Here is a 23,506-nt window from a genome sequence, read left to right as displayed (position 1 = left end):
TAGGACCGGGGCGCGACGGTGTTGCGCTTTCACGGACGGGAAAATGGCGTCATAACGCGGACATGATCGATTCACCCCGTCTTCCCGGGCATGACTGGCCCGATCTCGAACCCGGCTGGGTCTGGCTGTGCGGCGCAGGGCCGGGCGATCCGGGCCTTCTGACGCTGCATGCCGTCCGGGCTCTGCAAATGGCCGACGTGATCGTTTACGACGCGCTGTGCAACACCGACATTCTGGAGTTGGCCCGCCCCGGCACCGAGCGCATCTACGCCGGCAAGCGGGGCGGAAAACCGTCGGCAGTCCAAAGGGATATCTCGCTCCGGCTGGTAGAGCTGGCACGCGCGGGCAAGCGCGTTTTGCGGCTGAAGGGGGGCGACCCGTTCGTGTTCGGCCGCGGCGGTGAGGAGGCGCAGACGCTTGTGCAGCACGGCATCCCGATCCGCATCGTGCCGGGCATCACGGCAGGCATCGGCGGGCTGGCCTATGCGGGCATCCCCGTCACCCACCGCGACGTGAACCAGACCGTCGCCTTCGTGACCGGCCACGATCAGACCGGCGCCGCGCCGAACGCGGTCAACTGGTCGGCGCTGGCGCAGGCCGCGCAGGTGCTGGTGATCTATATGGGCATGAAACACATTGAGAAAATCGCGGGAGAGCTGATCGCGGGCGGGCGCGATCCGGCCGATCCGGTGGGCGTCGTGACCGATGCGAGCCTGCCCGGCCAGCGCGTGCTTGAAACCACGCTGGGCCGCGTCGCCACCGATGTGGCGGCCGCCGGGCTGGCCCCGCCCGCAGTGATCTGCGTGGGCCGCGCGGTACTGATGCGGCAGGCGCTGGACTGGCAGGCGCTGGCGGCGGGAGCCACACCGCGCAGCACCGATCCGCTGGAGCGCGGGCGCCCGGCAGAGGCATCCTGAGCGGGCTTGCTGACCCGTCTGGCCGCCAGTCCGTCACCCGTTTTCGCCTGCAGGATTCGTGTAAGTGTCCTGTAGGGATCCCGTAGGAGTCCGGTCCATGTCCGCAGCAGCCCCGCCGAGCCATCCCGAACGCGCCGGGCGCGGGCTGCTGATCGCCGCACCCGCGTCGGGCAGCGGCAAGACCACCGTCACGCTGGGGCTGCTGCGCGCGCTGCGTCGCGCGGGCCACGCCGTGCGCGGCGCGAAATCCGGACCCGACTACATCGACCCGCGCTTTCATGCGGCTGCGACCGGAGCGGAATGTGTCAACCTCGATGCCTGGGCGATGGACGCGGCACGGCTTAGGGCGCTGGCGGCCAGGGCGCTGCCCGGGACCGGCGGAGGAGGAGCGGAGGGAAGCACAGCCACGGCGACGCAGGGGACAGCGCGGGGTCCGGGGCTGCTTGTGGTCGAGGGGGCGATGGGACTGTTCGACGGCGCCCCCCCGGACGGGCAAGGGTCCGCCGCCGGGCTTGCCCGGATGCTGGGCCTGCCGGTTCTGCTGGTGGTCGATGCCGCGCGCATGGCGCAATCGGTGACCCCGCTGGTCGCGGGCTTCGCGCGGCACGATCCGCAGGTCCGCGTCGCGGGTGTGATCCTGAACCGGGTGGGCAGCGCGCGGCACGGCGCGATGCTGACCCGCGCGCTCGCGCCGCTGGGCCTGCCGGTGCTGGGCGCTGTGCCGCGCAATGCGGGGCTGTCCACGCCGTCGCGGCATCTCGGGCTGGTGCAGGCGGGCGAGCGCGCCGATCTGGAGGCGTTCCTCGATCACGCGGCAGGGGTCATGGCGCAGGCGCTGGACCTTGCCGCAATCGCGGCGCTGGCTACGCCTCTGCCCGGCCCGGACGCCGGTGGAGTGCGGGGCATCGCTCCGCCCGCGCAACGCATCGCGGTGGCGCGCGACGTGGCCTTTGGCTTCGCCTATCCGCACATGCTTGCGGACTGGCGCGCGGCGGGGGCGGAGGTGCTGGCCTTCTCGCCGCTGGCGGACGATCCGGTGCCGGACGGGGTCGGCTTCGTGTTGCTGCCCGGCGGCTACCCGGAGCTTCACGGCGGCACGATCGCGGGTGCGGGCCGGTTCCTTGGCAGCCTGCGAGCGGCGGCGGCGGCCGGAGTACCGGTTTACGGCGAATGCGGCGGCTACATGGTCCTGGGCGACGGGCTGACCGACGCACAGGGCACGCGGCACGCGATGGCGGGGCTTTTGCGACTCGAAACGAGTTTCGCCGCGCGCAAGCTGCATCTGGGTTACAGGGAGTTGAGGGGCGTAGGCAGCGGACCCGGCGGCGACTGGCTGGCGGGTGACTGGGCCGGCCACGAGTTTCATTATGCCACCACGTTGCGCGCGGAAGGCCCGCCGCTGTTCGCCGCGCGCGACGCCGAAGGGGCCGCGCTGGTTCCGATGGGCCTGCGTGCCGGGACAGTGGCGGGCAGTTTCGCGCATCTGATCGACCGGCGCTGAGGGCGGACGGCAAGTCGCGGCAGGGCGCGGCACGTGGCGGCGGCTGGCGAGCGATCCCGGTCCAGTGTCAGCCAGCGGCGCCGCGGCCGGGAGGGGGCGCTCCCGCCCGTCTTCGACATCTGCGGATGTCTCATCCCGTTGGGCCCGGCCGCGCGCGATGCGCGCGGCACCCGGACATGCGCAGAGCGCGGCGCGCATGCCACAGCGCCGAGGCCCGCGCCGCCAACCCCGCGGGGCCGCCAGGCTGTGCAGTCGTGCCATCTTTCCTCGCCCCGCGGCGCGTTGTAGAGGGCGGGGATGAGCACAGACATCCCGCACCCCGCTGATCCCGATCTCGGCCCCGCGCCCGGCACAGACCGGCGCACCCGACGCAATGTCGCTGTCCTGGTCGCCGCGCAGGCGCTGATTGGCAGCCAGATGCCGATGATCTTCGTCGTCGGCGGGCTGGCCGGGCAGATGCTGGCACCCAATGCCTGCCTTGCCACGCTGCCGATCTCGCTCATTGTCTTCGGGTCGATGACCACCGCACCCTGGCTGAGTTCGGTCATGCAGATGCACGGTCGGCGCACCGGCTTCATGATCGGCGCGCTGGGCGGCCTTTTGGGCGCGGCGGTGTGCGTGCTGGCGCTGTCGCAGGGGTCGTTCCCGCTGTTCCTGCTGGGCAGCTATCTGACCGGCATCTACATGAGCGCGCAGGGCTTCTATCGCTTCGCCGCCGCCGACACCGCATCCGAGGCGTTCCGACCCAAGGCGATTTCCTATGTCATGGCAGGCGGCCTTGTGTCGGCCGTGATCGGCCCGCAACTTGTGAAGGTCACGCTGGGAGCGACGGGAGTGCCGTTTCTGGGCACCTATGCCACCGTGATCGCGGTGAACCTTCTGGGCATGGTGCTGTTCGCGTTGCTGGATCTGCCCAAGCCGCCGCCGCCCTCTGCCGGGGCCACGCCGGCGCGCACCCGGATGCAGCTGCTGCGCGACCCGGTGATCGCGGTCGCGGTGATCTGTGCGATGGTGAGCTATGCGCTGATGAACCTCGTGATGACCTCCACCCCGCTGGCGGTGGTGGGCTGCGGCTTTTCCGAGGGGCTGGCGGCGGACGTTGTGACCGGCCACGTGCTGGCGATGTTCGCGCCGTCCTTCTTCACCGGCCACCTGATCGCGCGGTTCGGTGCGACGCGAATCGTGGCGCTGGGGCTGATGATCCTTGCCTGCGCGGGTGTGGTGGCGTTGCAGGGCGTGGAGGTGGAGAACTTCTTCGTGGCGCTCGTGCTGCTGGGGATCGGCTGGAACTTCGGTTTCATCGGGGCGACGACGATGCTGGCCGGCGCCCATGCGCCGGAAGAGCGCGGCCGGGTGCAGGGGCTGAACGACATGATCGTGTTCGGCTGCGTGACGCTGGCCTCGCTCGCCTCGGGCGGGCTGATGAACTGCACCGGCGGGTCCGCCGAGGCCGGCTGGTCTGCGGTCAACCTGGCGATGGTGCCATTCCTGACGCTTGCGGGCGGTGCGCTGATCTGGCTGGCACTGCGCCCGGCGGACTGACGCCGAGGATCAGATCCGGCCGGTCAGGCCGGTGACCAGCAGCCCCCAGCGCTTGCGCGCCTCCGATTCGGGCAAGGTGCCGTCCGCCACACGGGCGGGAAAAGCGGCCGCGCGGCGCAGAAGCGTGCCAGCGCGCCATGCGGGCGCGAGCGCGGGCCGCGCGGGTTTGGGCAGGCTGGACTGCGCGGCGCGGGCGCGAGCGAGGCGCGCCAGCCCGTCGCGGGCCAGCGCGGCCACGGCGGCGGGACGGCCGTCGGGCAGCGGCATCCGGCCACGCTCTTCAAGCTCGGGCACGGCGAGCAGCCAGGCGGCAAGCCCAGCGGCGAAGCCCGCCTCCTCGGCCGGTGCCGGATCAGCCGCGCCCAGTGTGCGCGCGGCCACCGCCATCAGCCCGCCCCCTGTCGCCGCGATATGAGCGGTAAATGCGGCCTCATCCTCGAACGGGTCGCGGTAGCAGGACCAACGATGCGCGGCGACCAGCGCGTCGAGCCGACGCGCGCCCTCCGGATCGAGGACGTCGGAGAGGGGCGTTGCGACCTCGTGGCGGCGCACCTGGCCGCCTGAGGCGATTTCCTCCAGCACGTCGCGCCACCATTGCAAGCGCATCTCGGCGATCATCGCCTCTTCGGTGAGCCAGGGCGCGCGCGACACTTCGAGGTTGAAGGCGTATAGCGGCAGCAGGCGCTTGCGCGCCTCCAGGGGCGCGGCCAGCAGGGTGCGGAACCGGTCAGGGTCGCCCCTTTCCACCAGCCCCGCGCAGGCATCGAGGCTCATGGACCGGCCCGTTCGGCCTGCGCCGCGGCGGCGGTCCTTGGCGGCTGCGCGCCGTCGCGCACCAGTTTCCAGGTGATCGCGTCCAGAAGCGCTTCGAAGCTGGCATCGACGATGTTGGGCGACACACCGACGGTGGACCAGCGGCGCCCCTGCGCGTCCTCGCTGTCGATGATGACGCGGGTCACGGCCTCGGTTCCGCCATTCGTGATGCGGACCTTGAAATCCACCAGCTTCATGTCGTCGATCATGGCCTGATAGGGTCCGAGATCCTTCGCCAGCGCGGTGGACAGCGCGTTGACCGGGCCGCGATCGCTGCCCGTTGCATCGAGGCTTTCGGACACCGAGAGCGTCTTCACGTCGCCGATCTTGACGACCACCACCGCCTCACTGAGCGAGATCATGCGATTGTACTTGTTCTTGCGCCGTTCGACGGTGACGCGGTAGCGCTTCACCTCGAAGAAGCGGGGCAGCGCGCCCAGTTCGTCCCGTGCGATCAGCTCGAAACTGGCCTGCGCGGTGTCGTAGGAATAGCCTTGGTCCTCGGCGGCCTTGATCCGGTCGAGGATGCGGGCCAGCGCGGGATCGCCCGGCGCGACCTCCAGCCCGGCCTCGGCCAGCCTCCGGCGCAGGTTGGACTGGCCCGCCTGGTTGGACATCGGGATCACGCGGGCATTGCCCACAAGCCCCGGTTCGATGTGTTCGTAGGTGGACGGGTCCTTCAGGATCGCGCTGGCATGCAGCCCCGCCTTGTGGGTAAAGGCCGATGCGCCGACATAGGGCGCGGGGCGCAGCGGCACCCGGTTGAGGATGTCGTCCAGCATCCGCGAGGCGCGGGTCAGCCCGGCGAGTGCCGCGTCGGTCACACCCGTCTCGTACCTCTCCGCATAGGGCGCCTTCACCTTCAACGTGGGAATCAGCGTGGTCAGGTTTGCGTTGCCGCACCGTTCGCCCAGCCCGTTGAGCGTGCCCTGCACCTGGCGCGCGCCCGCGTCGATGGCCGCAAGGCTGCCCGCGACCGCGTTGCCGGTGTCGTCATGGGTGTGGATGCCAAGGGACGTGCCCGGAATGCCCGACGCGATCACTTCGGCCACGATGCGCCCGATCTCCACCGGCAGGGTGCCGCCATTGGTGTCGCAAAGCACGACCCAACGCGCGCCCGCGTCATGGGCGGCCTTCACGCAGGCCAGCGCGTAATCCGGATTGGCGCAGTAGCCGTCGAAGAAATGTTCGGCGTCGAACAGCGCCTCGCGGCCCTGAGCGACCACATGCGCGACCGAGGCGGAGATGTTTTCAAGGTTCTCATCCAGCGAAATGCCCAGCGCGGCGGAGACGTGAAAGTCGTGCGTCTTGCCGACAAGGCAGACGCTGCGGGTCCCCGCGTTCAGCACAGCCGCCAGCACGTCGTCGTTCTCCGCCGAGCGTCCGGCCCGCTTGGTCATGCCGAAGGCGGCGAGCTGCGCGCGGGTCTGCGGCGCGGCATCGAAGAAGGCACTGTCGGTCGGGTTCGCACCGGGCCAGCCGCCTTCGATGTAATCGACGCCCAGCGCGTCGAGCACGGCTGCGATGCGCCGCTTTTCATGGGTGGAGAACTGCACGCCCTGCGTCTGCTGCCCGTCGCGCAGCGTGGTGTCGTAGAGATAGAGCCGCTCGCGGGTCATGGGCGGGCCTCCGGCGGTATGTAGGCTGCTGTCCGGGCATCCGCCTGAGAACAACAAGCGGCATCGCGCAACAGGATCGACTGCGCGGGCAGAAAAGAGATGGACTTCCCGCTCGTGGCCCGGGAGGCCCAAAGCCTCCCGGGCAGCGCCCGACCCGCCCGGATGGGCGGGCGCTTTTCAGCGCCCGGTGCTGGCGCACGCTCCGGCCTCAAACCGTCCACCGGACGGTTTGCAAGACGGCCTGCGCCCCCGGGCCGGACGCTGCCTTCGTGTCGGTATGGGGTGACCTGAGGAGCGGTCATTTCAGCGCCTCCAGCTTGGCGGGGTCGAACCCGGCTTGCGGCTTCAGCGTGACGCCAGCCTTTGACATCTGCACCTCGACGCCGGCCTCGATCAAAGCGGCCTTCAAGCGGTCCAGCGCCGAGAAGTCCTTGGTCTGCATGGCATTGGCGCGCAAGCTAGACAGCTGCTCCTCGAACACTCTGAGACTTGCTGCCTCGTTCGGGAGCGCATCGGCGAAATAGGCGATGCCTCCAAGGTTAAAACCGAAGAAGTCCATAGCAGCTTTTAGACCTGAGCAGTCGCCCGCCTTATACAGGCGACGCATTTCCGTGATCGCACTGGGACAGTTTAAATCGTCACACAGTGACTCGACGAATGAACGTGGCAGGTTCGAGGCTTCGACTCGAGATACCATAGTCAAGAATTTTGAAAGTTCGGCTTCCGCCTCCTTCGCCTTCTTTTCGGTCCAGTCCATCGGCTTGCGGTAATGCGTGGACAGCATCACGAAGCGGATCACCTCGCCCGGATAGCCCTGATCCAGCAGGTCGCGCACGGTGAAAAAATTACCCAGGGACTTGGACATCTTCTTGCCTTCGACCTGCAGCATCTCGTTGTGCAGCCAGACCTTCGCGAAGCCGCCGCCGGGGTGGGCGCAGCAGCTTTGCGCGATCTCGTTCTCGTGGTGGGGGAACATCAGGTCGCCCCCGCCGCCGTGAATGTCGAAGCTTTCACCCAGCAGTTCATAGCTCATGGCGGAGCATTCGATATGCCAGCCGGGGCGGCCCCGGCCCCAGGGGCTGTCCCAGCCCGGCTCCCCCTCGGCCGCCGGTTTCCACAGCACGAAATCCATCGGGTTGCGCTTGTAGGGTGCGACCTCTACCCGCGCGCCGGCGATCATGTCGTCCACGCTGCGGCCCGAAAGGCGGCCATAAGCGGCGTAACTGTCCACCGCGAACAGCACATGCCCCTCGGCGGCATAGGCGTGGCCCTTGGCGATCAGCCCCTCGATCATCGCCACCATCTGCGGGATGTATTGCGTGGCGCGCGGCATGTGCGACGGCTCCAGCGCGCCCAGCGCGGCCATGTCCTCCAGATACCAGCGGGTGGTTTCTTCGGTGATCGTGTCGATGGGGCGGCCGCTTTCGGCGGCGCGGGCGATGATCTTGTCGTCCACATCGGTGAAGTTGCGCACGTAGGTCACGTGATCCGGTCCGTAGAGATGCCGCAGCAGCCGGTAAAGCACGTCGAACACCAGCACCGGCCGCGCGTTTCCGAGATGCGCCCGGTCATAGACCGTGGGACCGCAGACATACATGCGCACATTGTCCGGGTCGATTGGCGCAAAGGGCTCGACCTTGCGGGTTGCGGTGTTGTGCAAGCGTAGCTGTGTCATGGGCGGCCTCCGTCACCGGCGGGGCTTAGACGAGAATGGCCGCGAAGAAAAGAACGCGCGCCGGTGCGGCTTGACCTTTCGCGCCCGGCCCGGTCATCTGCGGCCCATGGGAACCGCGACACTGACCATCCGCCTCGATGCCATCGTTCAGAACTGGCGCGCGCTCGATGCGCGCAGCGCGCCCGGCGTGCAGACCGCCGCCGTGGTCAAGGCCGACGGCTATGGCCTTGGCGCCGGGCCGGTGGCGACTGCGCTGGCGAAAGCGGGGGCGCGCAGCTTCTTCGTGGCCGTGGCCGAGGAAGGCGCCGTGCTGCGCCGGGTGCTGGGACCGGGGCCGGAGATCGCGGTCTTCTCGGGACACATGGATGGCGACACGGGCGCGATCCGCGAGGCGGGGCTGATCCCGCTGCTGAACAGCCCGGAGCAGGTGACGCGGCACATGGACGCCCTGCCCGGCGCGCCCTTCGGGCTGCAACTGGACAGCGGCATGAACCGGCTGGGGCTGGAGCCTGCCGACTTCGCGGCACTGAAGGATCGCGCGCTGGCAGCGGCGCCGTGGCTGGTGATGTCGCACCTCGCCTGCGCGGACGATCCGGCACATCCGCAGAATGCCGCGCAACTGGCCGCGTTCCGCGACATGACGGACGGACTGGGCCTGCGACGGTCGCTGGCGGCGACGGGTGGGATCCTGCTGGGCGAGGCGTATCATTTCGACATGACGCGACCGGGGATCGGCCTGTACGGCGGGCTGCCCTTCGCCACGGCGTTGCAGGCGGCCGAACTGGAGATCCCGGTGATTCAGTGCCGTGACGTGGCGCCGGGCGAAAGCGTGGGATACGGCGCGGCCTTCGTGGCAGCGCGCCCCACCCGGCTGGCGACGCTGTCTGCGGGCTATGCGGACGGGCTGATCCGCGCTCTGTCGGGCGGCGCCGTGCTGCATGCGGGCGGGGTGCCCTGCCCGCTGGCGGGCCGGGTGTCGATGGACCTGCTGACGGTGGACGTGACCGATTACGTGGCCGCGCAGGGCGCCGACCCGGCGGCGCTGCAGATCCTTGGCCCCTATCAGGGCGTCGATGTGCTGGCCGAGGCGGCGGGCACGATCGGCTACGAGATCCTGACCTCGCTCGGGGCGCGCTATGCCCGCCGCCACGCCGAAGCGCCACCGGCCTGACGACGCGAAGCGCGACCGGGCACGTCCACGCTCCACCGCACACCTGGCAAAGCGACCCGCGCGGGGATGCTTCACGGGCCGGTGTCTCGACATTCGGGGCGCTTGCCACTAAGCCGGTGCCACCTGCTCCGGGCGGCACGCCCCGCCTCCCGAACGCCCGCACGCCGAACGCAAGGACCCCGCATGGACGTCACAGCCCCGGTCGCCGCCATCGGCCGCAGCACGCTTCGATCCCTCGCCGCGCTGGGGCGGGTGTCGATCTTCACCGCACAGACGCTGCGCCACATCCTGATCCCGCCCTACTATCCCCGCGAGATCTGGCACGCCGTCATCGCCATCGGCTGGCTGTCGCTGCCCGTGGTGGGCATGACCGCCGTGTTCACCGGCGCGGCGCTGGCGCTGCAGATCTATGCCGGGTCGGGCCGCTTCGGGGCGGAATCGGTAGTGCCGCAGATCGTCGCCATCGGCATGACACGGGAGCTTGGCCCGGTGCTGGGCGGACTTATGGTCGCCGCGCGCGTGGCAAGCTCCATCGCAGCCGAGATCGGCACCATGAAGGTGACCGAACAGATCGACGCGCTGGTCACGCTGTCCACCAACCCGATGAAATACCTCACAGCGCCGCGCGTGCTGGCCGCGACCCTTACTGTGCCGGTGCTGGTGGCGGTAGGCGATGCCATCGGGATCATGGGCGGCTACCTCGTAGGGACCACCCGGCTTGGCTTCAACGAAGCCGCCTATCTCAAAAACACGTTCGACTTCCTGCAGTTCTGGGACGTCGGGTCGGGGCTGGTGAAGGGCGCCGCCTTCGGCTTCCTGATCGCCCTGATGGGCTGCTACCACGGGATGAATTCGGGCCGGGGCGCGCAGGGCGTCGGCGCGGCGGTGAAGGCCGCCGTGGTCGCCTCGTCGGTGCTGATCCTGGCGTCCAACTATCTTCTGACAGAGGCGTTCTTCGGGTCATGATCGAACTGCGCGACGTGCACAAGAGCTTCGGGGACCACGCGGTCCTGCGCGGCGTGAACCTGACCATCCCCAAGGGCGAGAGCATGGTCATCATCGGCGGATCGGGCACCGGCAAGTCGGTGACGCTGAAAAGCGTTCTGGGGCTGGTCAAGCCTGACAGCGGCACGATCCTTGTCGATGGCGAGGACGTGGAAAAGGCGCATCGCGACACGTTCCTGTCGCATTTCGGGATGCTGTTCCAGGGCGGCGCGCTGTTCGATTCCATGACCGTGTGGGAAAACGTGGCCTTCCGCCTGCTGCGCGGCAGCCTCAAACGCCCGAAGGCCGAGGCGCGCGAGATCGCCATCGACAAGCTGCGCCGGGTCGGGCTGCGGTCCAAGGTGGCCGACCAGTTCCCGGCGGAGCTGTCGGGCGGGATGCAGAAGCGCGTCGGGCTGGCGCGGGCCATCGCGGCAGACCCGCAGATCATCTTCTTCGACGAGCCGACAACCGGGCTCGACCCGATCATGTCGGGGGTCATCAACGACCTGATCCGCGAGATCGTGGTCGAGATGGGCGCGACGGCCATGACCATCACCCACGACATGACCAGCGTGCGCGCCATCGCGGACAAGGTGGCGATGCTGCATGACGGGGTGATCCAATGGACCGGCCCGGTGGGCGAGATGGACGCGGCGGACGACCCCTACCTGCGCCAGTTCATCACCGGCAGCGCCGAGGGCCCCATCGAAGCGGTGCGCTGAACGCCGGACGGGCGACACGCTGCTCAGGCACGGCGCGCGATGGACAGCGCGGGCTTGCCACCGGCGGGCAGCAATGGCCTTCTGCGCGCAGCGCAACGACACGGAGACGACACAGATGGCATCCACACCCCAGGTCTGCGAATTCGGCTGGCCCGCCCCCGATTTCACCTTGCCCGGTATCGACGGCCGCCGCCACGCGCTGGCGGACGTGGCGGGCCCGCGCGGCACACTGATCGTGTTCATGTGCAACCACTGCCCCTACGTGCTGGCGGTGCTGGACAGGCTGCTGCGCGACGCGCGCGACTTGCAGGCGCTGGGTGTGGGCGTCGCAGGGATCTGTTCAAACGACGCGGTCGCCTACCCGTCGGACAGTTTCGCCAACATGGCCCGCCTCGCGCAGGAGCGCGACTTCCCCTTCCCCTACCTGCATGACGAAAGCCAGGACGTGGCGCGCGCCTATGGCGCCGTGTGCACGCCGGATTTCTTCGGGTTCGACGCAAGCCGCGGGTTGCAATATCGAGGACGACTTGATGCATCGCGCCGCGAGGAGGGCGCGCCGGACCTGCGCCGCGACCTGTTCGAGGCGATGCGCGCGGTGGCCGAGACCGGGCGCGGCCCGGCCGAGCAGGTCCCGTCGATGGGCTGTTCGATCAAGTGGCGCGCGGCATGACCGGCGCGGTGGTCTTTGACCTTGACGGCACGCTGATCGACAGCGCGCCGGACCTGCACGCGGCGGGCCTGCGCATGCTGGCCGAATTCGGCGCGCCGCCGGTGACCGCAGCGCAGACCCGCAGCTTCATCGGCAATGGCGTGCCGGTGCTGGTCGCGCGGCTCATGGCGGCTTCCGGGCTACCGGACGACCCGCACCGCCACGCCGATTGCGTGGCCAGCTTCCTGCGCCACTACGAGGCCGCACCGGCGGAGCAGACCACGCTTTATCCCGGTGTGGTGGCGGCGCTCGACCGGCTGGAAGCGGCAGGCTGGACGCTGGGGTTGTGCACCAACAAGCCCTACGGCGCGACCCGAACGATCCTCGCGGCCTTCGACCTGCTGAAGCGGATGGCGGTTGTGGTCGGCGGCGACACGCTGCCCGAGAAGAAGCCCGACCCGGCGCCACTGCGCCATGCCTTCCTCGCGCTACCGGACGGGGCGCGGCTCTTCGTCGGCGACAGCGAGGTGGACGCGCAGACGGCGCAGGCGGCCGGTGTGCGCTTCGCACTCTTTTCCGAAGGCTACCGCAAGAGCCCGGCAGACAGCATTCCGCACGAACACCTGTTCGCCGATTTCGCCGACCTGCCGGGGATCGCCGCCACGCTTGAATGAACCGGCGCCCGCGCCGTGGCCTTGCCCCTCGGCGGCGGGTTGCGCCGCCGCGTGCGCCGGGGCATGGTGCGGCCCAGCGTCCGGTACGCACGGTCCCGACCCACACACGGTCCCGACCCACACACAGTCCCGCCCCGTATACAGGCCAGCCCATGACCAAGCCCTGCATCCTCTGCGTCGCGATTACCGGATCGGTGCCGACCAAGGCCGACAACCCGGCGGTGCCGATCACCGTCTCCGAACAGGTGGAAAGCACCCATGCCGCCTTCGAGGCGGGGGCAAGCATCTGCCACGCGCATGTGCGCGACGATGACGGCCGACCCAGCAGCGACCCGGACCGCTTCGCGCGGCTCATGGAAGGCGTGCGCGCCCATTGCCCCGGCATGATCTTTCAGGTGTCCACCGGGGGCCGGTCCGGCGCGGGCGCCGCGCGCGGCGGGATGCTGCCGCTGCGCCCCGAGATGGCATCGCTCGCCGTCGGGTCGAACAACTTCCCCACTCGCGTCTACGAGAACCCGCCGGACCTTGTCGACTGGCTGGCCGCCGAGATGATCCGCCACGAGATCACCCCCGAGGTCGAGGCGTTCGACCTGTCCCATATCCACCAGGCCGCCGCGATGCACGCGCGCGGCGCGCTGTACGGGCGGCTCTATGTGCAGTTCGTGATGGGAGTGAAGAACGCCATGCCGGCCGACCGGGACGTGTTCGACTACTACGTGAAGACGATGGCGCGGCTCGCCCCCGATGCCGAATGGTGCGCAGCCGGGATCGGACGCCACCAGATTGAAGTGAACGAATGGGCCATCGCGGCGGGCGGCCACACCCGCGCCGGGCTGGAAGACAACGTGCGGCTGGATCGCGACCGGCTCGCGCCCTCCAACGCCGCGCTGATCGCCCGCGCCGCCGCGCTGTGCGAAAAGCACGGGCGGCCGGTGGCCAGCACGGACGAGGCGCGCGCGATCCTGCGGCTGCGTCCGGCCGCCTGACGCGCCCCCGCGGACGACGCAACTGGCAGACAATCCCCTGACGCGTCCCTGCGCGAGGCAGGTCAGCCCCCGGCGCGCCTGCGACGCTGTTGGCGACCTCGTCGGCCTGCCCGTCGAAGAAAGCGGCACCGGGCCTTGCAGCCTTGCAACTCGTGCGGTTTGCCGGACCCGGGCACCCGGCCCAGGAACGCGAAAGACCCCGGCCATGCGGCGCGGGGTCTTTCGTGCGATGTCTCGCGTTTCAAGTGGTGAGCCGTGCAGGATTCGAACCTGCGACCCACTGATTAAAAGTCAGTTGCTCTACCAACTGAGCTAACGGCCCACTAGAGCCCGCGACTTACAAAGGCATGCCGGGGGGGTCAAGGCCCTACGCGCATGTTTTTTCCGGCGGGCTGGATTCTGGCGCGGCGCGGGTCTATACGCCGCGCCATGAACAGCTTCGCACCCCTATCCGGCCTGACCTTCACGAAGATGCACGGGCTTGGCAACGACTTCGTTGTCGTGGACGCACGCCTGCCCGGCCCGCGCGTGACCCCGGCGCTGGCCCAGTCACTCGGCGACCGCAACCGGGGCGTCGGGTTCGACCAGCTGGCCGAGATCCGGGCCAGCGACCGCGCCGACCTGCGGCTGGATTTCTGGAACGCCGACGGCACGCTTTCGGGCGCCTGCGGCAACGCCACCCGCTGCGTGGCAGCCCGCGTCATGGACCAGAAAGGCACCGACAGCCTGCGCATCGAAACGGCCGCCGGAGTGCTCCAGGCGCTGCGCCGCGACGATGGCCGCATCAGCGTGAACATGGGTCCGCCACAGCGCGGCTGGGCCGAGATCCCGCTTGCGCGCGACGTGGACCCGCTGGCGCTGCCGCTGGCCGGGGTCCCAGCCGCGATCGGTATGGGCAACCCGCACTGCATCCACGTGGTCAGCGATGCGGACGCGATCGCGCTGGACGAAATCGGACCGCTGATCGAACACGATCCGTTGTTTCCGCAACGCACCAACGTGGAATTCGTGCAGGTCCGCGCCGACGGCTCGCTGCGCCTGCGGGTCTGGGAACGCGGTGCCGGGGTCACGCTGGCCTGCGGGTCCGGGGCCTGCGCCACCGCCGTGGCAACGCATCTGCTGGGCCTGACCCCGCCCGCCGTCGAGATCGAGATGGACGGCGGCTGGCTGTCGATCGACTGGCGCGACGACGGCGTTTGGATGACCGGGCCGACCGCGCATGTGTTCGACGGCACGCTTGCCCCCGCATGGATCGAGGCGATGGCATGAGCGCGCCGCGCTTCACCACGCATGGCTGCCGCCTGAACGCCTACGAGACCGAGGCGATGAAGGCGATGGCGAAGGACGCCGGGCTGGACGATGCGGTGGTCATCAACACCTGCGCCGTGACCGCCGAAGCTGTGCGCAAGGCCCGGCAGGACATCCGCCGCGCCCGGCGCGAGAACCCGGCGGCGAAGATCATAGTCACCGGCTGCGCCGCACAGACCGACCCGGACAGCTTCGCCGCCATGCCCGAAGTCGACCGCGTGATCGGCAATGCCGAGAAGATGGCCCCCGCGACCTGGGACGCGCTGGCCGGGCGCGACTGGATCGGCGCAACCGAGAGGGTGCAGGTCGACGACATCATGTCCGTGCGCGAGACGGCCGGCCACCTGATCGACGGTTTCGGCACCCGCAGCCGCGCCTATGTTCAGGTCCAGAACGGCTGCGATCACCGCTGCACGTTCTGCATCATACCGTTCGGTCGGGGAAACTCGCGGTCAGTGCCCGCCGGCGTGGTGGTGGACCAGATCAAGCGGCTGGTGCAGCGCGGCTACAACGAGGTGGTGCTGACCGGGGTGGACCTGACCAGCTGGGGCGCGGACCTGCCCGCAGCGCCCCAGCTTGGCGACCTTGTGCGCCGCATCCTGAAACTGGTGCCCGACCTGCCGCGCCTGCGGATCAGTTCGATCGACAGCATCGAGGCCGACCCGGCCCTGATGGAGGCGATCGCGACCGAACCCCGCCTTATGCCGCACCTGCACCTGAGCCTTCAGGCGGGCGACGACCTGATCCTGAAGCGGATGAAACGCCGCCATCTGCGCGGTGACGCCATCGCCTTCTGCGAAGAGGCGCGGGCGCTGCGGCCCGACATGACCTTCGGGGCCGACCTGATCGCGGGCTTCCCCACCGAAACCGAAGCGATGTTCGAGAATTCTCTGCGGCTTGTGGACGAATGCGGGCTGACCTGGCTGCACGTCTTTCCCTATTCTCCCCGCCCCGGCACGCCCGCCGCCAAGATGCCGCAGGTGGACGGGCGAGCGATCCGCGAACGCGCCACCCGGCTGCGCGCCGCGGGCGCGGCGGCCGTGACCGCGCATCTTGCCGCGCAGGTCGGGCAGGTCCATGACGTGCTGATGGAGGCACCTACACTGGGCCGCACCCGGCAGTTCGCCGAGGTGAGCTTCACCGAACCGCAACCCGAGGGCGGCATCGTCAGCGCCTGCATCGCCGGACACGACGGCACGCGCCTCGCGGCGTGACCGGCTGACGCTGCGCGGGGTCGCGGCGGCGCGTCTTGGCGGGGCGGACCTTGCACCATACCGACTCCATCCGCACCGCGCTGTCCCGCCACCGGGGACGGCACCGTGCCCTCGTACGCGCCCGCACCTGACGCCATCGTGTGACGCGCGGCCTTGCCAGACCGGCGCGCGGCTGCTTAGCTTGAACAGTCTCGAACCGGAGCTTTCGCCAATGGCCCTGCCCCTCGTGCCCACCGCCCTCGTCGCCGCCCGCTATGCCGCCGTCGGCCTTGCAGCCTATGCAGCCTGGCGCGCCGCCAGCCCCGCGCGCCGCGACCAGCGGGCCGAAGACGCGCTGGACGATCTGCCCGAAGGCACAGGCCTGCACCGCGACGCGGACGGCACGCGCGGCACCCTGCGCTGGACCCGCACACTGCGCGCAGGCACCGCGGGACCGGGAGTGGAAATCGACCTTGCCGCGCTCGCGCGCCTGCGCCTGCGACGGGTCTGACGGGTGCGGCTGCACTTTTCGCCGACATCCCCCTACGTGCGCAAGGTCAGGGTGCTGCTGGCCGAAACCGGCCAGACCGAAGACGTGACGCTTGTGCCCGCTGCCGGAACCCCGCTGGACGGGTCCGGCATGCCGCTGGCGCAGAACCCGCTGGGCAAGATCCCGGTACTGGAACAGGACGACGGGCCCGCACTTTATGACAGCCGGGTGATCTGCCAATTCCTCGACATGCGGGCGGGCGGGCAGTTCTATCCCGCGCCGCCGCGCCGCTGGGACACCCTGACCCTTGAGGCGACGGCGGACGGCATGCTCGATGCCGCGGTTGCGATGGTCTACGAACACCGCCTGCGACGGGAGGATGCGGTCAATCCCGACCTGCTGGAAGGATACTGGTCCAAGATCGCCCGCGCCGTCGCCACACTGGAAGCACGCTGGATGGGTCACCTCGCCGGCGCGCCGGACATTGGGCAGATCGCCGTGGCGGTGGCGTTGTCCTATCTCGATTTCCGGCACGGCACGCGGGGCTGGCGCAGCACAGCACCGGGGCTTGCGGCATGGCACGCGGAATTCGCCGAACGCCCCTCGATGCAGGCCACCGCGCCGCCGCCTGGCTGACCCGCCGCGCCGCCGTCACCGTTCGCGCCAGGGCATTGCCTACCGACACGACAAAAAGCAAAGCGCCCGGTCCGGGGACACGGGCGCCGATTGTTACTGGCTGATGTTCGGTCAGTCGCCGGGCGCATCAGAAATTCAGGCTGACACCCAGGTTCACTGCATTGGTGACGATGTTCGTCTCCAGCGTGCCACCGCTGGCGAGATCCGCCTTGTTCTGCGAATAGCTGCCCTTGTATTCCCCGAACACCGACCACGTGTCGGTCAGCGGATAGCTGACGCCGGCGACCCATTGCACCGCCGCGCCGGTGAGCTGGTATTCGAACGTCTTGCCACCCGAAGTCTGCACGTCCACATGCGGCACCGCCACACCAACGCCGCCGCCGACATACGGGGTGAAGTTGCTCGGCGTGCCGGGAAAGCGGCGGAACACGTTCAACGTGACAAGGTTCAGACCGTCGGTGAATTCCAACCGGTCGAAACCGTTCTTGGCCAGAGTGTCGCCATCGGCGTAGACTTTGGCGTGGTTGAACTCCAGCGCGAAACCCAGCGTTTCAGACCGCCACCAGGTGCCGCGGAAGCCGTAGTAGGGCGGCATCTCGCCGGACTTGCCTTCCCAGCCCGCGGTGAAGTCGAACGCGCCGACACCGCCTGGATCGTTGCCTTCCACCACGCTGTGCGGAGCGGTCTGCCAGCCGGTATAGACGCTCAGCTCGAACTCCGCCGCGGCGGGCACCGCAACAAGGCCGAGAGCGGCGGCAAGGGCAAGCGTGCAAGCACGAATACGAAGCATCGGGGCGGGCCTTTCGATTCGCACGAGGCCGATCTGACCACGCGCACCTTTCCATCTGAAATACGCCCCCGCGCGACCGGGTTCAAGAACACGGCCGCGTTCCGACCCTGTGTCCCGCCCCGGTCTGGCCGATCTGCAACACCTGCGCACCGCACCCCCCGGAGATGCGCGTAAACCGTGCATTACTGCGGCATTTCGCCTGTCATGCGTGGCATTGTCTGCTGGACGGGTCTCGGCCTGCGGTCTAGGTAGCATCCCATGGCGGCTGCCGGTTCTGCGCGGCCACGGCCCCGTATTGGCCCAGCCAGCGAAAAGATGGAGAGTTTTCAGTGTCACACACCGAAGATCACGAAGGAACCCGCCGGGACTTCCTGTTTTACGCCACCGCCGGGGCGGGCGCCGTCGCAACCGGTGCCGCGGTCTGGCCGCTCGTCAACCAGATGAACCCGTCGGCAGATGTGCAGGCGCTTTCCTCGATCCTCGTCGATATCGGCGGCGTCTCCGAAGGCACGCAGATCACGGTCAAATGGCTCGGCAAGCCCGTGTTCATCCGCCGTCGCACCGCGGACGAGATCGAGATGGCCCGCGAGACGCCGATCAGCGATCTGCCCGACCCTGTGGCGCGCAACGCCAACATCGACGCGGGCGCCGAAGCGACCGACCAGAACCGAACGCTGGGCGACAGCGAGGAGTGGCTGGTGATGATGGGTGTGTGCACCCATCTCGGCTGCGTTCCGCTGGGTGACGGCGCGGGCGATTTCGGCGGCTGGTTCTGCCCTTGCCACGGCTCGCACTACGACGCCGCAGGCCGGATCCGCAAAGGCCCCGCGCCCGAGAACCTGCCGGTGCCCGTTGCCGGCTTCCTCGACGACAGTACAATTCAACTCGGTTAAGGGAGAGACCGAATGTCCGGAATTCCTCACGACCACTATGAACCCAAGACGGGTGCGGAAAAGTGGCTCGACCGGCGTCTGCCGGTCGTGGGCCTGCTGCACTCCACGCTGACCATCCCGACGCCCAAGAACCTCAACTGGATGTGGATCTGGGGCATCGTGCTGACCTTCTGTCTGGCGCTGCAGATCATCACCGGCATCGTTCTGGTGATGCACTACACGCCCGACGCCAGCATGGCCTTCGCCTCGGTCGAGCACATCATGCGCAACGTCAACGGCGGGCACATGCTGCGCTATCTGCACGCGAACGGCGCATCGCTGTTCTTCGTGGCGGTCTACCTGCATATCTTCCGTGGCCTGTTCTACGGCTCGTACAAGGCCCCGCGCGAAGTGACCTGGATCATCGGCATGCTGATCTACCTGCTGATGATGGGCACCGCCTTCATGGGCTACGTTCTGCCCTGGGGTCAGATGTCCTTCTGGGGCGCCACCGTGATCACCGGCCTGTTCGGCGCGATCCCCTTCGTGGGCGAGAGCATCCAGACATGGCTGCTGGGCGGACCGGCGGTGGACAACGCCACCCTGACGCGCTTCTTCTCGCTGCACTACCTGTTCCCGTTCGTCATCGCGGGTCTGGTGATCGTGCACATCTGGGCCTTCCACACCACCGGCAACAACAACCCCACGGGTGTTGAAGTGCGCCGCACCTCAAAGGCCGAAGCCGAGAAGGACACCCTTCCGTTCTGGCCCTACTTCGTGATCAAGGACCTCTTCGCGCTCGCGCTGATCATGGTGGTCTTCTTCGCCATCGTCGGGTTTATGCCGAACTACCTCGGCCACCCCGACAACTACATCGAGGCGAACCCGCTCGCGACGCCCGCGCACATCGTGCCTGAATGGTACTTCCTGCCGTTCTACGCCATCCTGCGCGCCTTCGACAGCGAGGTCTGGGTCGTGCAGCTTGCGCAGTTCATCAGCTTCGGCATCATCGACGCAAAGTTCTTCGGCGTTCTGGCGATGTTCGGCGCGATCGCGGTCATGGCGCTGGCGCCCTGGCTCGACACCTCGTCGGTGCGCTCGGGCCGCTATCGCCCGATGTTCAAGTGGTGGTTCTACCTGCTGTGCGTGGACTTCATGGTCCTGATGTGGGTCGGCGCCATGCCTGCCGAAGGGATCTATCCCTACATCGCGCTGCTCGGGTCGGCCTACTGGTTCGCGTATTTCCTCGTGATCCTGCCGCTGCTCGGCGTGATCGAGAAACCGCTGGAGCAGGCCTCCACCATCGAGGACGACTTCAACGCCCATTATGGCAAGTCCGACGACGCTTCCGGCGCCGTTGCGACCCCGGCCGAGTAAGAGGGGCAAAGGTACCCATGTTCAAGAAACTCACCCTCGCCGCCACCACCGCGTTCGCCCTTTCGGGCGGCGCGGCCCTCGCCGCAGGCGCAGGCGGCCATATCGAAGACATCAACTTCTCGTTCGAGGGGCCGTTCGGCACCTATGACGAGGCGCAGCTGCAGCGCGGCCTGCAGGTCTACACCGAAGTGTGCTCGGCCTGCCACGGCATGAAGTTCGTTCCGATCCGCTCGATCGGCGCCGAAGGCGGCCCGAACATTCCTGAGGAGCAGGTCCGCGCCTATGCGGAGTTCTGGGAAGTCTGGGACCCGGAGATCATGGATTGGCGCACCGCGAAGCCAACCGATCACTTCCCGGAAAGCTCCATGGAGAACGCGCCGGACCTGTCGCTGATGGCCAAAGCGCGCGCGGGCTTCCACGGGCCCTACGGCACGGGCCTGAGCCAGCTGTTCAACGGCATCGGCGGCCCGGAATACATCGCCAATCTGCTCGTCAGCTACACCGGCGAGGAAAAGGAAGAAGCGGGCGTGATCCTGTACGAGAACACCGCTTTCCCGGGCGGCTGGATCGCGATGGCGCCGCCGATCGGCGATGAATACGTCGAATTTGCCGACGGCGCCCCCAACAGCGCCGAGGACATCGCCGAAGACGTGGCCGCCTTCCTGATGTGGACGGCGGAACCGAAGATGATGGCCCGCAAGGAAGCCGGCCTGACCGCCTTCCTGTTCCTGACCGTGCTGACGGTTCTGCTGTACCTGACCAACAAGCGGATCTGGGCCCCGGTCAAGGCACGCGCCAAGAAGGGCGACACCCCGGCGGAGTGATCCGCGCGGCGTCAGCCCACCTCAAGACTATGAAAGCACGCCCCGCGGGGCGTGCTTTTTTCTTTCGCACCGGGCAGATGCGCCCAGCGCGCCGTTCAGGCAATGCCGAGAAACGACAGGATCGCGAAGACCACGACCACGAGGCCGACAAGATAAATGATCTGATGCATGGGGGCTCCTTCAGCATTGATGTATGGCACCAACACGCACCTGCCCGGGCATGTTCCACATTCCCCTGTCCGGCCCGCCGCCGCTTTCGGCGGCCATTTCCGCACCTGGCGCTAAAACCGGCCGGAGTTTACCCGTTGTATTAAAAGGACGCCGCGACCCCGTGGCGGAGGTGTATCAGGCGGATGGACGCGTCTCCCGCCCACACCGACAACAGCAGGAAAGACCCAGGATCATGCGCGCACCCCGAACCGCTCTTCGCCGCCTCGCCACTGCCGCCGCGCTTCTGATCGCACTCGGCGGCACGTCTGCGACGGCTGCGACGCTGGATTTCGACTTCTCCTTCACCAACACGGTCGACGGCCGCAACGATCTTGTGACCGGCGTGATCCGGGGCCTGACGGACAACGCGGAATCAAGCGCGCGCAGCGTCGAGATCCTCACCAATAGTGGCGGCTTCGGCATCGGCGAATACATCGGCGCGCCGTCGCTCAACCGCTTCAACATCGCCAATGGCAGCATTCTGTCGGCAAGCTTCAAGGCGCTGGGGCAGGACAACACGGCACCCGGCGTGACCGATGCCTCGCTGTCTTTCTCGATCGGGGCAATCTGCACGACCCGCTGCCGCAGCTACGCCGAAGCGGGCCTTACAGCCCTTGCCGGCACCGCGACCGCCCTGTCGACGCCGATCACCTTCACCGCCGCTTTGCCTGCGCCGACCGCCGTGCCCCTGCCCGCGGGCGTCTGGCTGCTCAGCGGCGCGATCGCCGGTCTGGCCCTGTTCCGCCGGAAAGCGCCCGGGCAGCCGGTCTGATGCTTCCGGGCGCGCACGCTCGTCCCAGCAAGGCGCCCTACCACACGGCTTGAAGCCGCCGGAGTATTCCGAGCCGAGGATGCGAAGCAGTCGCTGCGCGCTACGACCGGGATGGAGCGCCTTTTCGGGTCAGGACGGTCTCCGGAAGGCTGGCTATCAGCCCCGACAGAACAAGGTTGTCGCCGTGGGGCAGCACCGACCCGCGCCAGAACACGGTGTCGGCTCATGTCGCCGCGTCGTAGCCGCCATGAAAAGCGTCCCGGCAGGCGATCACCTTCAGATCAACCCCGCAAACACCAGACGCAAAGCTGCCCGTCTCCACGGCCTTCAGGATGTCGAGGTACGCCTCCTGGTAGAGCTTCCACTGGACCCCCATTCCCAAGAACAGCAGTGCGCTCAAGGCTACGGCCGCACAGACGGCGCGGCGGCACGTTCTGCCCAAGGGCTGCACCCGAGACCGAACCCGCAAGCCCGACGGTTGCCGACCAACTCTTGAAGGTCAGTATCCGCGGGATGAAGCTGTCGTAGGTCGCCGGAGGTGCCAGGATGTCTCGGTATCAGCCATTCGCCTTTCGCCCCGCCTTGGAGGTCTTTGCATTCGTTGCCTGCCACGATAATGAAGCGACGGTCACAAATTGGAACCTCCATGTCATTCAACACCTTCGGTCACCTGTTCCGCGTCACCACCTGGGGCGAAAGCCACGGGCCCGCGCTCGGCGCGACCGTGGACGGCTGCCCGCCTGGCATCCCGATCGACACAGCCGCGCTCCAGCATTGGCTGGATCGGCGCAAGCCGGGCCAGAACAAATACACCACCCAGCGTCGTGAAGCCGACGAGGTGGAAATCCTCTCCGGCACCTTCGAGGGACAAAGCACCGGCACGCCGATCCAGTTGATGATCCGCAACACCGACCAGCGGTCGAAGGATTACGGCGACATCGCCGAGAAATTCCGCCCCGGTCATGCCGACATCACCTACTGGCAGAAATACGGCATCCGCGACCCGCGCGGCGGCGGGCGGTCCTCTGCGCGCGAAACAGCGGCGCGCGTGGCCGCCGGAGGCGTCGCACGCGCTGCGCTGGACACGCTGCTGCCGGGCGTGCAGATCAGCGGTTACATGGTCCAGATCGGCCCCCACCCCATCGACCGCGCGCGGTTCGATCCGGCCGAGATCGACCGCAACCCGTTCTGGGTGCCCGATGCGCAGGCAGCATCCGACTGGGCCGACTATCTCGACGGGCTGCGCAAATCAGGCGACAGCGTCGGCGCGGTAATCGAGATCGTGGCGCGCGGCCTGCCCGCGGGTCTGGGCGCGCCGATCTACGGCAAGCTCGACACCGACCTCGCTGCCGCAATGATGAGCATTAACGCCGTGAAGGGCGTCGAGATCGGCGACGGCATGGCTGCCGCCACGCTGACCGGCTCCGCCAATGCCGACGAGATCACGATGGGCCCCGACGGCGCGCCGGTCTACGGCTCCAACCACGCGGGCGGAATCCTCGGCGGCATTTCGACCGGGCAGGACGTCGTCGTGCGCTTCGCGGTCAAGCCGACCTCGTCGATCCTCACGCCGCGCGCGACCATCACCAAATCGGGCGAAGCCGCGCAGATCGTCACCAAGGGCCGCCACGACCCCTGCGTCGGCATCCGCGCGGTCCCGGTGGGCGAGGCGATGATGGCCTGCGTGCTGCTCGATCACCTGCTGCTGCATCGAGGGCAGGTCGGCGACGGCCCACGCGGGCGCATCGGCCCGGCCTGAGACGCGCACGATCCCCGTG

Annotated in this window: 23 protein-coding genes and 1 tRNA gene; 18 read left to right on the top strand and 6 right to left on the bottom strand. The window is 68.4% G+C overall.

Annotated elements, in window-relative coordinates; genetic code table 11:
• Positions 1–62 precede the first annotated feature (62 nt).
• The 3 genes from cobA (at position 63) to DKT77_RS20400 (ending at position 3,960) form a co-directional block, all read left to right on the top strand.
• A complete protein-coding gene (gene cobA, locus DKT77_RS20410; protein ID WP_109813471.1) occupies positions 63–917 on the top strand; it encodes a uroporphyrinogen-III C-methyltransferase in 855 nt (284 codons plus the stop codon).
• Positions 918–1,014: 97 nt separating this feature from the next.
• Positions 1,015–2,418, top strand: coding sequence for a cobyrinic acid a,c-diamide synthase CobB (locus DKT77_RS20405; protein WP_109813470.1), 1,404 nt, complete (start codon positions 1,015–1,017; stop codon positions 2,416–2,418).
• Positions 2,419–2,715: 297 nt separating this feature from the next.
• On the top strand, positions 2,716–3,960 hold the full coding sequence (locus DKT77_RS20400; RefSeq protein WP_109813469.1) for an MFS transporter: 1,245 nt from the start codon (positions 2,716–2,718) through the stop codon (positions 3,958–3,960).
• 9 nt (positions 3,961–3,969) lie between these two features.
• Here the strand turns inward: DKT77_RS20400 and DKT77_RS20395 are convergent, their stop codons facing one another.
• The 3 genes from DKT77_RS20395 to cysS all read right to left on the bottom strand — a co-directional run bounded on the left by DKT77_RS20395 (position 3,970) and on the right by cysS (position 8,067).
• Positions 3,970–4,734 (bottom strand): squalene/phytoene synthase family protein, encoded by a 765-nt coding sequence (locus tag DKT77_RS20395; RefSeq protein ID WP_109813468.1) that lies wholly within the window; start codon positions 4,732–4,734, stop codon positions 3,970–3,972.
• The gene (cimA, locus tag DKT77_RS20390; RefSeq protein ID WP_109813467.1) at positions 4,731–6,392 is read right to left on the bottom strand and encodes a citramalate synthase; all 1,662 of its coding nucleotides are present in this window, start codon (positions 6,390–6,392) and stop codon (positions 4,731–4,733) included. The genes DKT77_RS20395 and cimA overlap by 4 nt, the downstream gene beginning before the upstream one ends.
• Before the next feature lie 298 nt (positions 6,393–6,690).
• Positions 6,691–8,067 (bottom strand): cysteine--tRNA ligase, encoded by a 1,377-nt coding sequence (gene cysS, locus DKT77_RS20385; RefSeq protein ID WP_109813466.1) that lies wholly within the window; start codon positions 8,065–8,067, stop codon positions 6,691–6,693.
• A gap of 106 nt (positions 8,068–8,173) precedes the next feature.
• Here cysS and alr point away from each other — a divergent pair, with 106 nt between their 5' ends.
• From alr to DKT77_RS20355, 6 genes are all read left to right on the top strand, one after another.
• Complete coding sequence (alr, locus tag DKT77_RS20380) at positions 8,174–9,238, top strand: alanine racemase (RefSeq protein WP_109813500.1); 1,065 nt, start codon at positions 8,174–8,176, stop codon at positions 9,236–9,238.
• A gap of 183 nt (positions 9,239–9,421) precedes the next feature.
• Entirely contained in the window at positions 9,422–10,204 is a 783-nt protein-coding gene (locus DKT77_RS20375) for an MlaE family ABC transporter permease (protein WP_109813465.1), read from the top strand.
• The gene (locus DKT77_RS20370; RefSeq protein ID WP_109813464.1) at positions 10,201–10,947 is read left to right on the top strand and encodes an ABC transporter ATP-binding protein; all 747 of its coding nucleotides are present in this window, start codon (positions 10,201–10,203) and stop codon (positions 10,945–10,947) included. The genes DKT77_RS20375 and DKT77_RS20370 overlap by 4 nt, the downstream gene beginning before the upstream one ends.
• A gap of 115 nt (positions 10,948–11,062) precedes the next feature.
• Positions 11,063–11,617: a thioredoxin family protein gene (locus DKT77_RS20365; protein WP_109813499.1), complete on the top strand. Its 555-nt coding sequence runs from the start codon at positions 11,063–11,065 to the stop codon at positions 11,615–11,617.
• Positions 11,614–12,270, top strand: a complete 657-nt coding sequence (gene gph / locus DKT77_RS20360; protein WP_109813498.1) for a phosphoglycolate phosphatase — start codon at positions 11,614–11,616, stop codon at positions 12,268–12,270. Before DKT77_RS20365 ends, gph begins: the two co-directional genes overlap by 4 nt.
• Before the next feature lie 152 nt (positions 12,271–12,422).
• A complete protein-coding gene (locus DKT77_RS20355; RefSeq protein WP_109813463.1) occupies positions 12,423–13,256 on the top strand; it encodes a 3-oxoadipate:acetyl-CoA acetyltransferase in 834 nt (277 codons plus the stop codon).
• Between the two features lie 246 nt (positions 13,257–13,502).
• Here the strand turns inward: DKT77_RS20355 and DKT77_RS20350 are convergent.
• Positions 13,503–13,578, bottom strand: a tRNA-Lys gene (locus DKT77_RS20350).
• A gap of 107 nt (positions 13,579–13,685) precedes the next feature.
• Between DKT77_RS20350 and dapF the strand changes: the two genes are divergently transcribed.
• The 4 genes from dapF (at position 13,686) to DKT77_RS20330 (ending at position 16,883) form a co-directional block, all read left to right on the top strand.
• Positions 13,686–14,525 (top strand): diaminopimelate epimerase, encoded by an 840-nt coding sequence (dapF, locus tag DKT77_RS20345; RefSeq protein WP_109813497.1) that lies wholly within the window; start codon positions 13,686–13,688, stop codon positions 14,523–14,525.
• Complete coding sequence (gene mtaB / locus DKT77_RS20340) at positions 14,522–15,778, top strand: tRNA (N(6)-L-threonylcarbamoyladenosine(37)-C(2))-methylthiotransferase MtaB (RefSeq protein WP_109813462.1); 1,257 nt, start codon at positions 14,522–14,524, stop codon at positions 15,776–15,778. The genes dapF and mtaB overlap by 4 nt, the downstream gene beginning before the upstream one ends.
• Before the next feature lie 211 nt (positions 15,779–15,989).
• The gene (locus tag DKT77_RS20335) at positions 15,990–16,268 is read left to right on the top strand and encodes a hypothetical protein (protein ID WP_109813461.1); all 279 of its coding nucleotides are present in this window, start codon (positions 15,990–15,992) and stop codon (positions 16,266–16,268) included.
• A 3-nt stretch (positions 16,269–16,271) separates the two neighbouring features.
• Positions 16,272–16,883, top strand: coding sequence for a glutathione S-transferase (locus DKT77_RS20330; protein WP_109813460.1), 612 nt, complete (start codon positions 16,272–16,274; stop codon positions 16,881–16,883).
• 127 nt (positions 16,884–17,010) lie between these two features.
• On the opposite strand, the gene DKT77_RS20325 is transcribed toward DKT77_RS20330, so the two are convergent.
• Complete coding sequence (locus DKT77_RS20325) at positions 17,011–17,673, bottom strand: outer membrane protein (protein ID WP_109813459.1); 663 nt, start codon at positions 17,671–17,673, stop codon at positions 17,011–17,013.
• Between the two features lie 329 nt (positions 17,674–18,002).
• On the opposite strand from DKT77_RS20325, the gene petA reads away from it, so the two are divergent.
• The 4 genes from petA to DKT77_RS20300 all read left to right on the top strand — a co-directional run bounded on the left by petA (position 18,003) and on the right by DKT77_RS20300 (position 21,728).
• Positions 18,003–18,566, top strand: a complete 564-nt coding sequence (gene petA, locus DKT77_RS20320) for a ubiquinol-cytochrome c reductase iron-sulfur subunit (protein WP_109813458.1) — start codon at positions 18,003–18,005, stop codon at positions 18,564–18,566.
• A gap of 12 nt (positions 18,567–18,578) precedes the next feature.
• Complete coding sequence (locus tag DKT77_RS20315) at positions 18,579–19,922, top strand: cytochrome b (protein ID WP_109813457.1); 1,344 nt, start codon at positions 18,579–18,581, stop codon at positions 19,920–19,922.
• 17 nt (positions 19,923–19,939) lie between these two features.
• Entirely contained in the window at positions 19,940–20,746 is an 807-nt protein-coding gene (locus DKT77_RS20310; protein WP_109813456.1) for a cytochrome c1, read from the top strand.
• A 220-nt stretch (positions 20,747–20,966) separates the two neighbouring features.
• On the top strand, positions 20,967–21,728 hold the full coding sequence (locus DKT77_RS20300) for a VPLPA-CTERM sorting domain-containing protein (protein WP_238548065.1): 762 nt from the start codon (positions 20,967–20,969) through the stop codon (positions 21,726–21,728).
• Between the two features lie 223 nt (positions 21,729–21,951).
• Here the strand turns inward: DKT77_RS20300 and DKT77_RS21295 are convergent, their stop codons facing one another.
• Positions 21,952–22,128, bottom strand: a complete 177-nt coding sequence (locus tag DKT77_RS21295) for a hypothetical protein (RefSeq protein WP_238548064.1) — start codon at positions 22,126–22,128, stop codon at positions 21,952–21,954.
• A 246-nt stretch (positions 22,129–22,374) separates the two neighbouring features.
• On the opposite strand from DKT77_RS21295, the gene aroC reads away from it, so the two are divergent.
• Positions 22,375–23,487 (top strand): chorismate synthase, encoded by a 1,113-nt coding sequence (gene aroC / locus DKT77_RS20295; RefSeq protein ID WP_109813453.1) that lies wholly within the window; start codon positions 22,375–22,377, stop codon positions 23,485–23,487.
• Positions 23,488–23,506: the final 19 nt, after the last annotated feature.

It is taken from the genome of Meridianimarinicoccus roseus (genome assembly GCF_003172915.1).
Lineage (GTDB): Bacteria > Pseudomonadota > Alphaproteobacteria > Rhodobacterales > Rhodobacteraceae > Meridianimarinicoccus > Meridianimarinicoccus roseus.
This window is presented reverse-complemented; position numbering and strand designations above follow the sequence as displayed.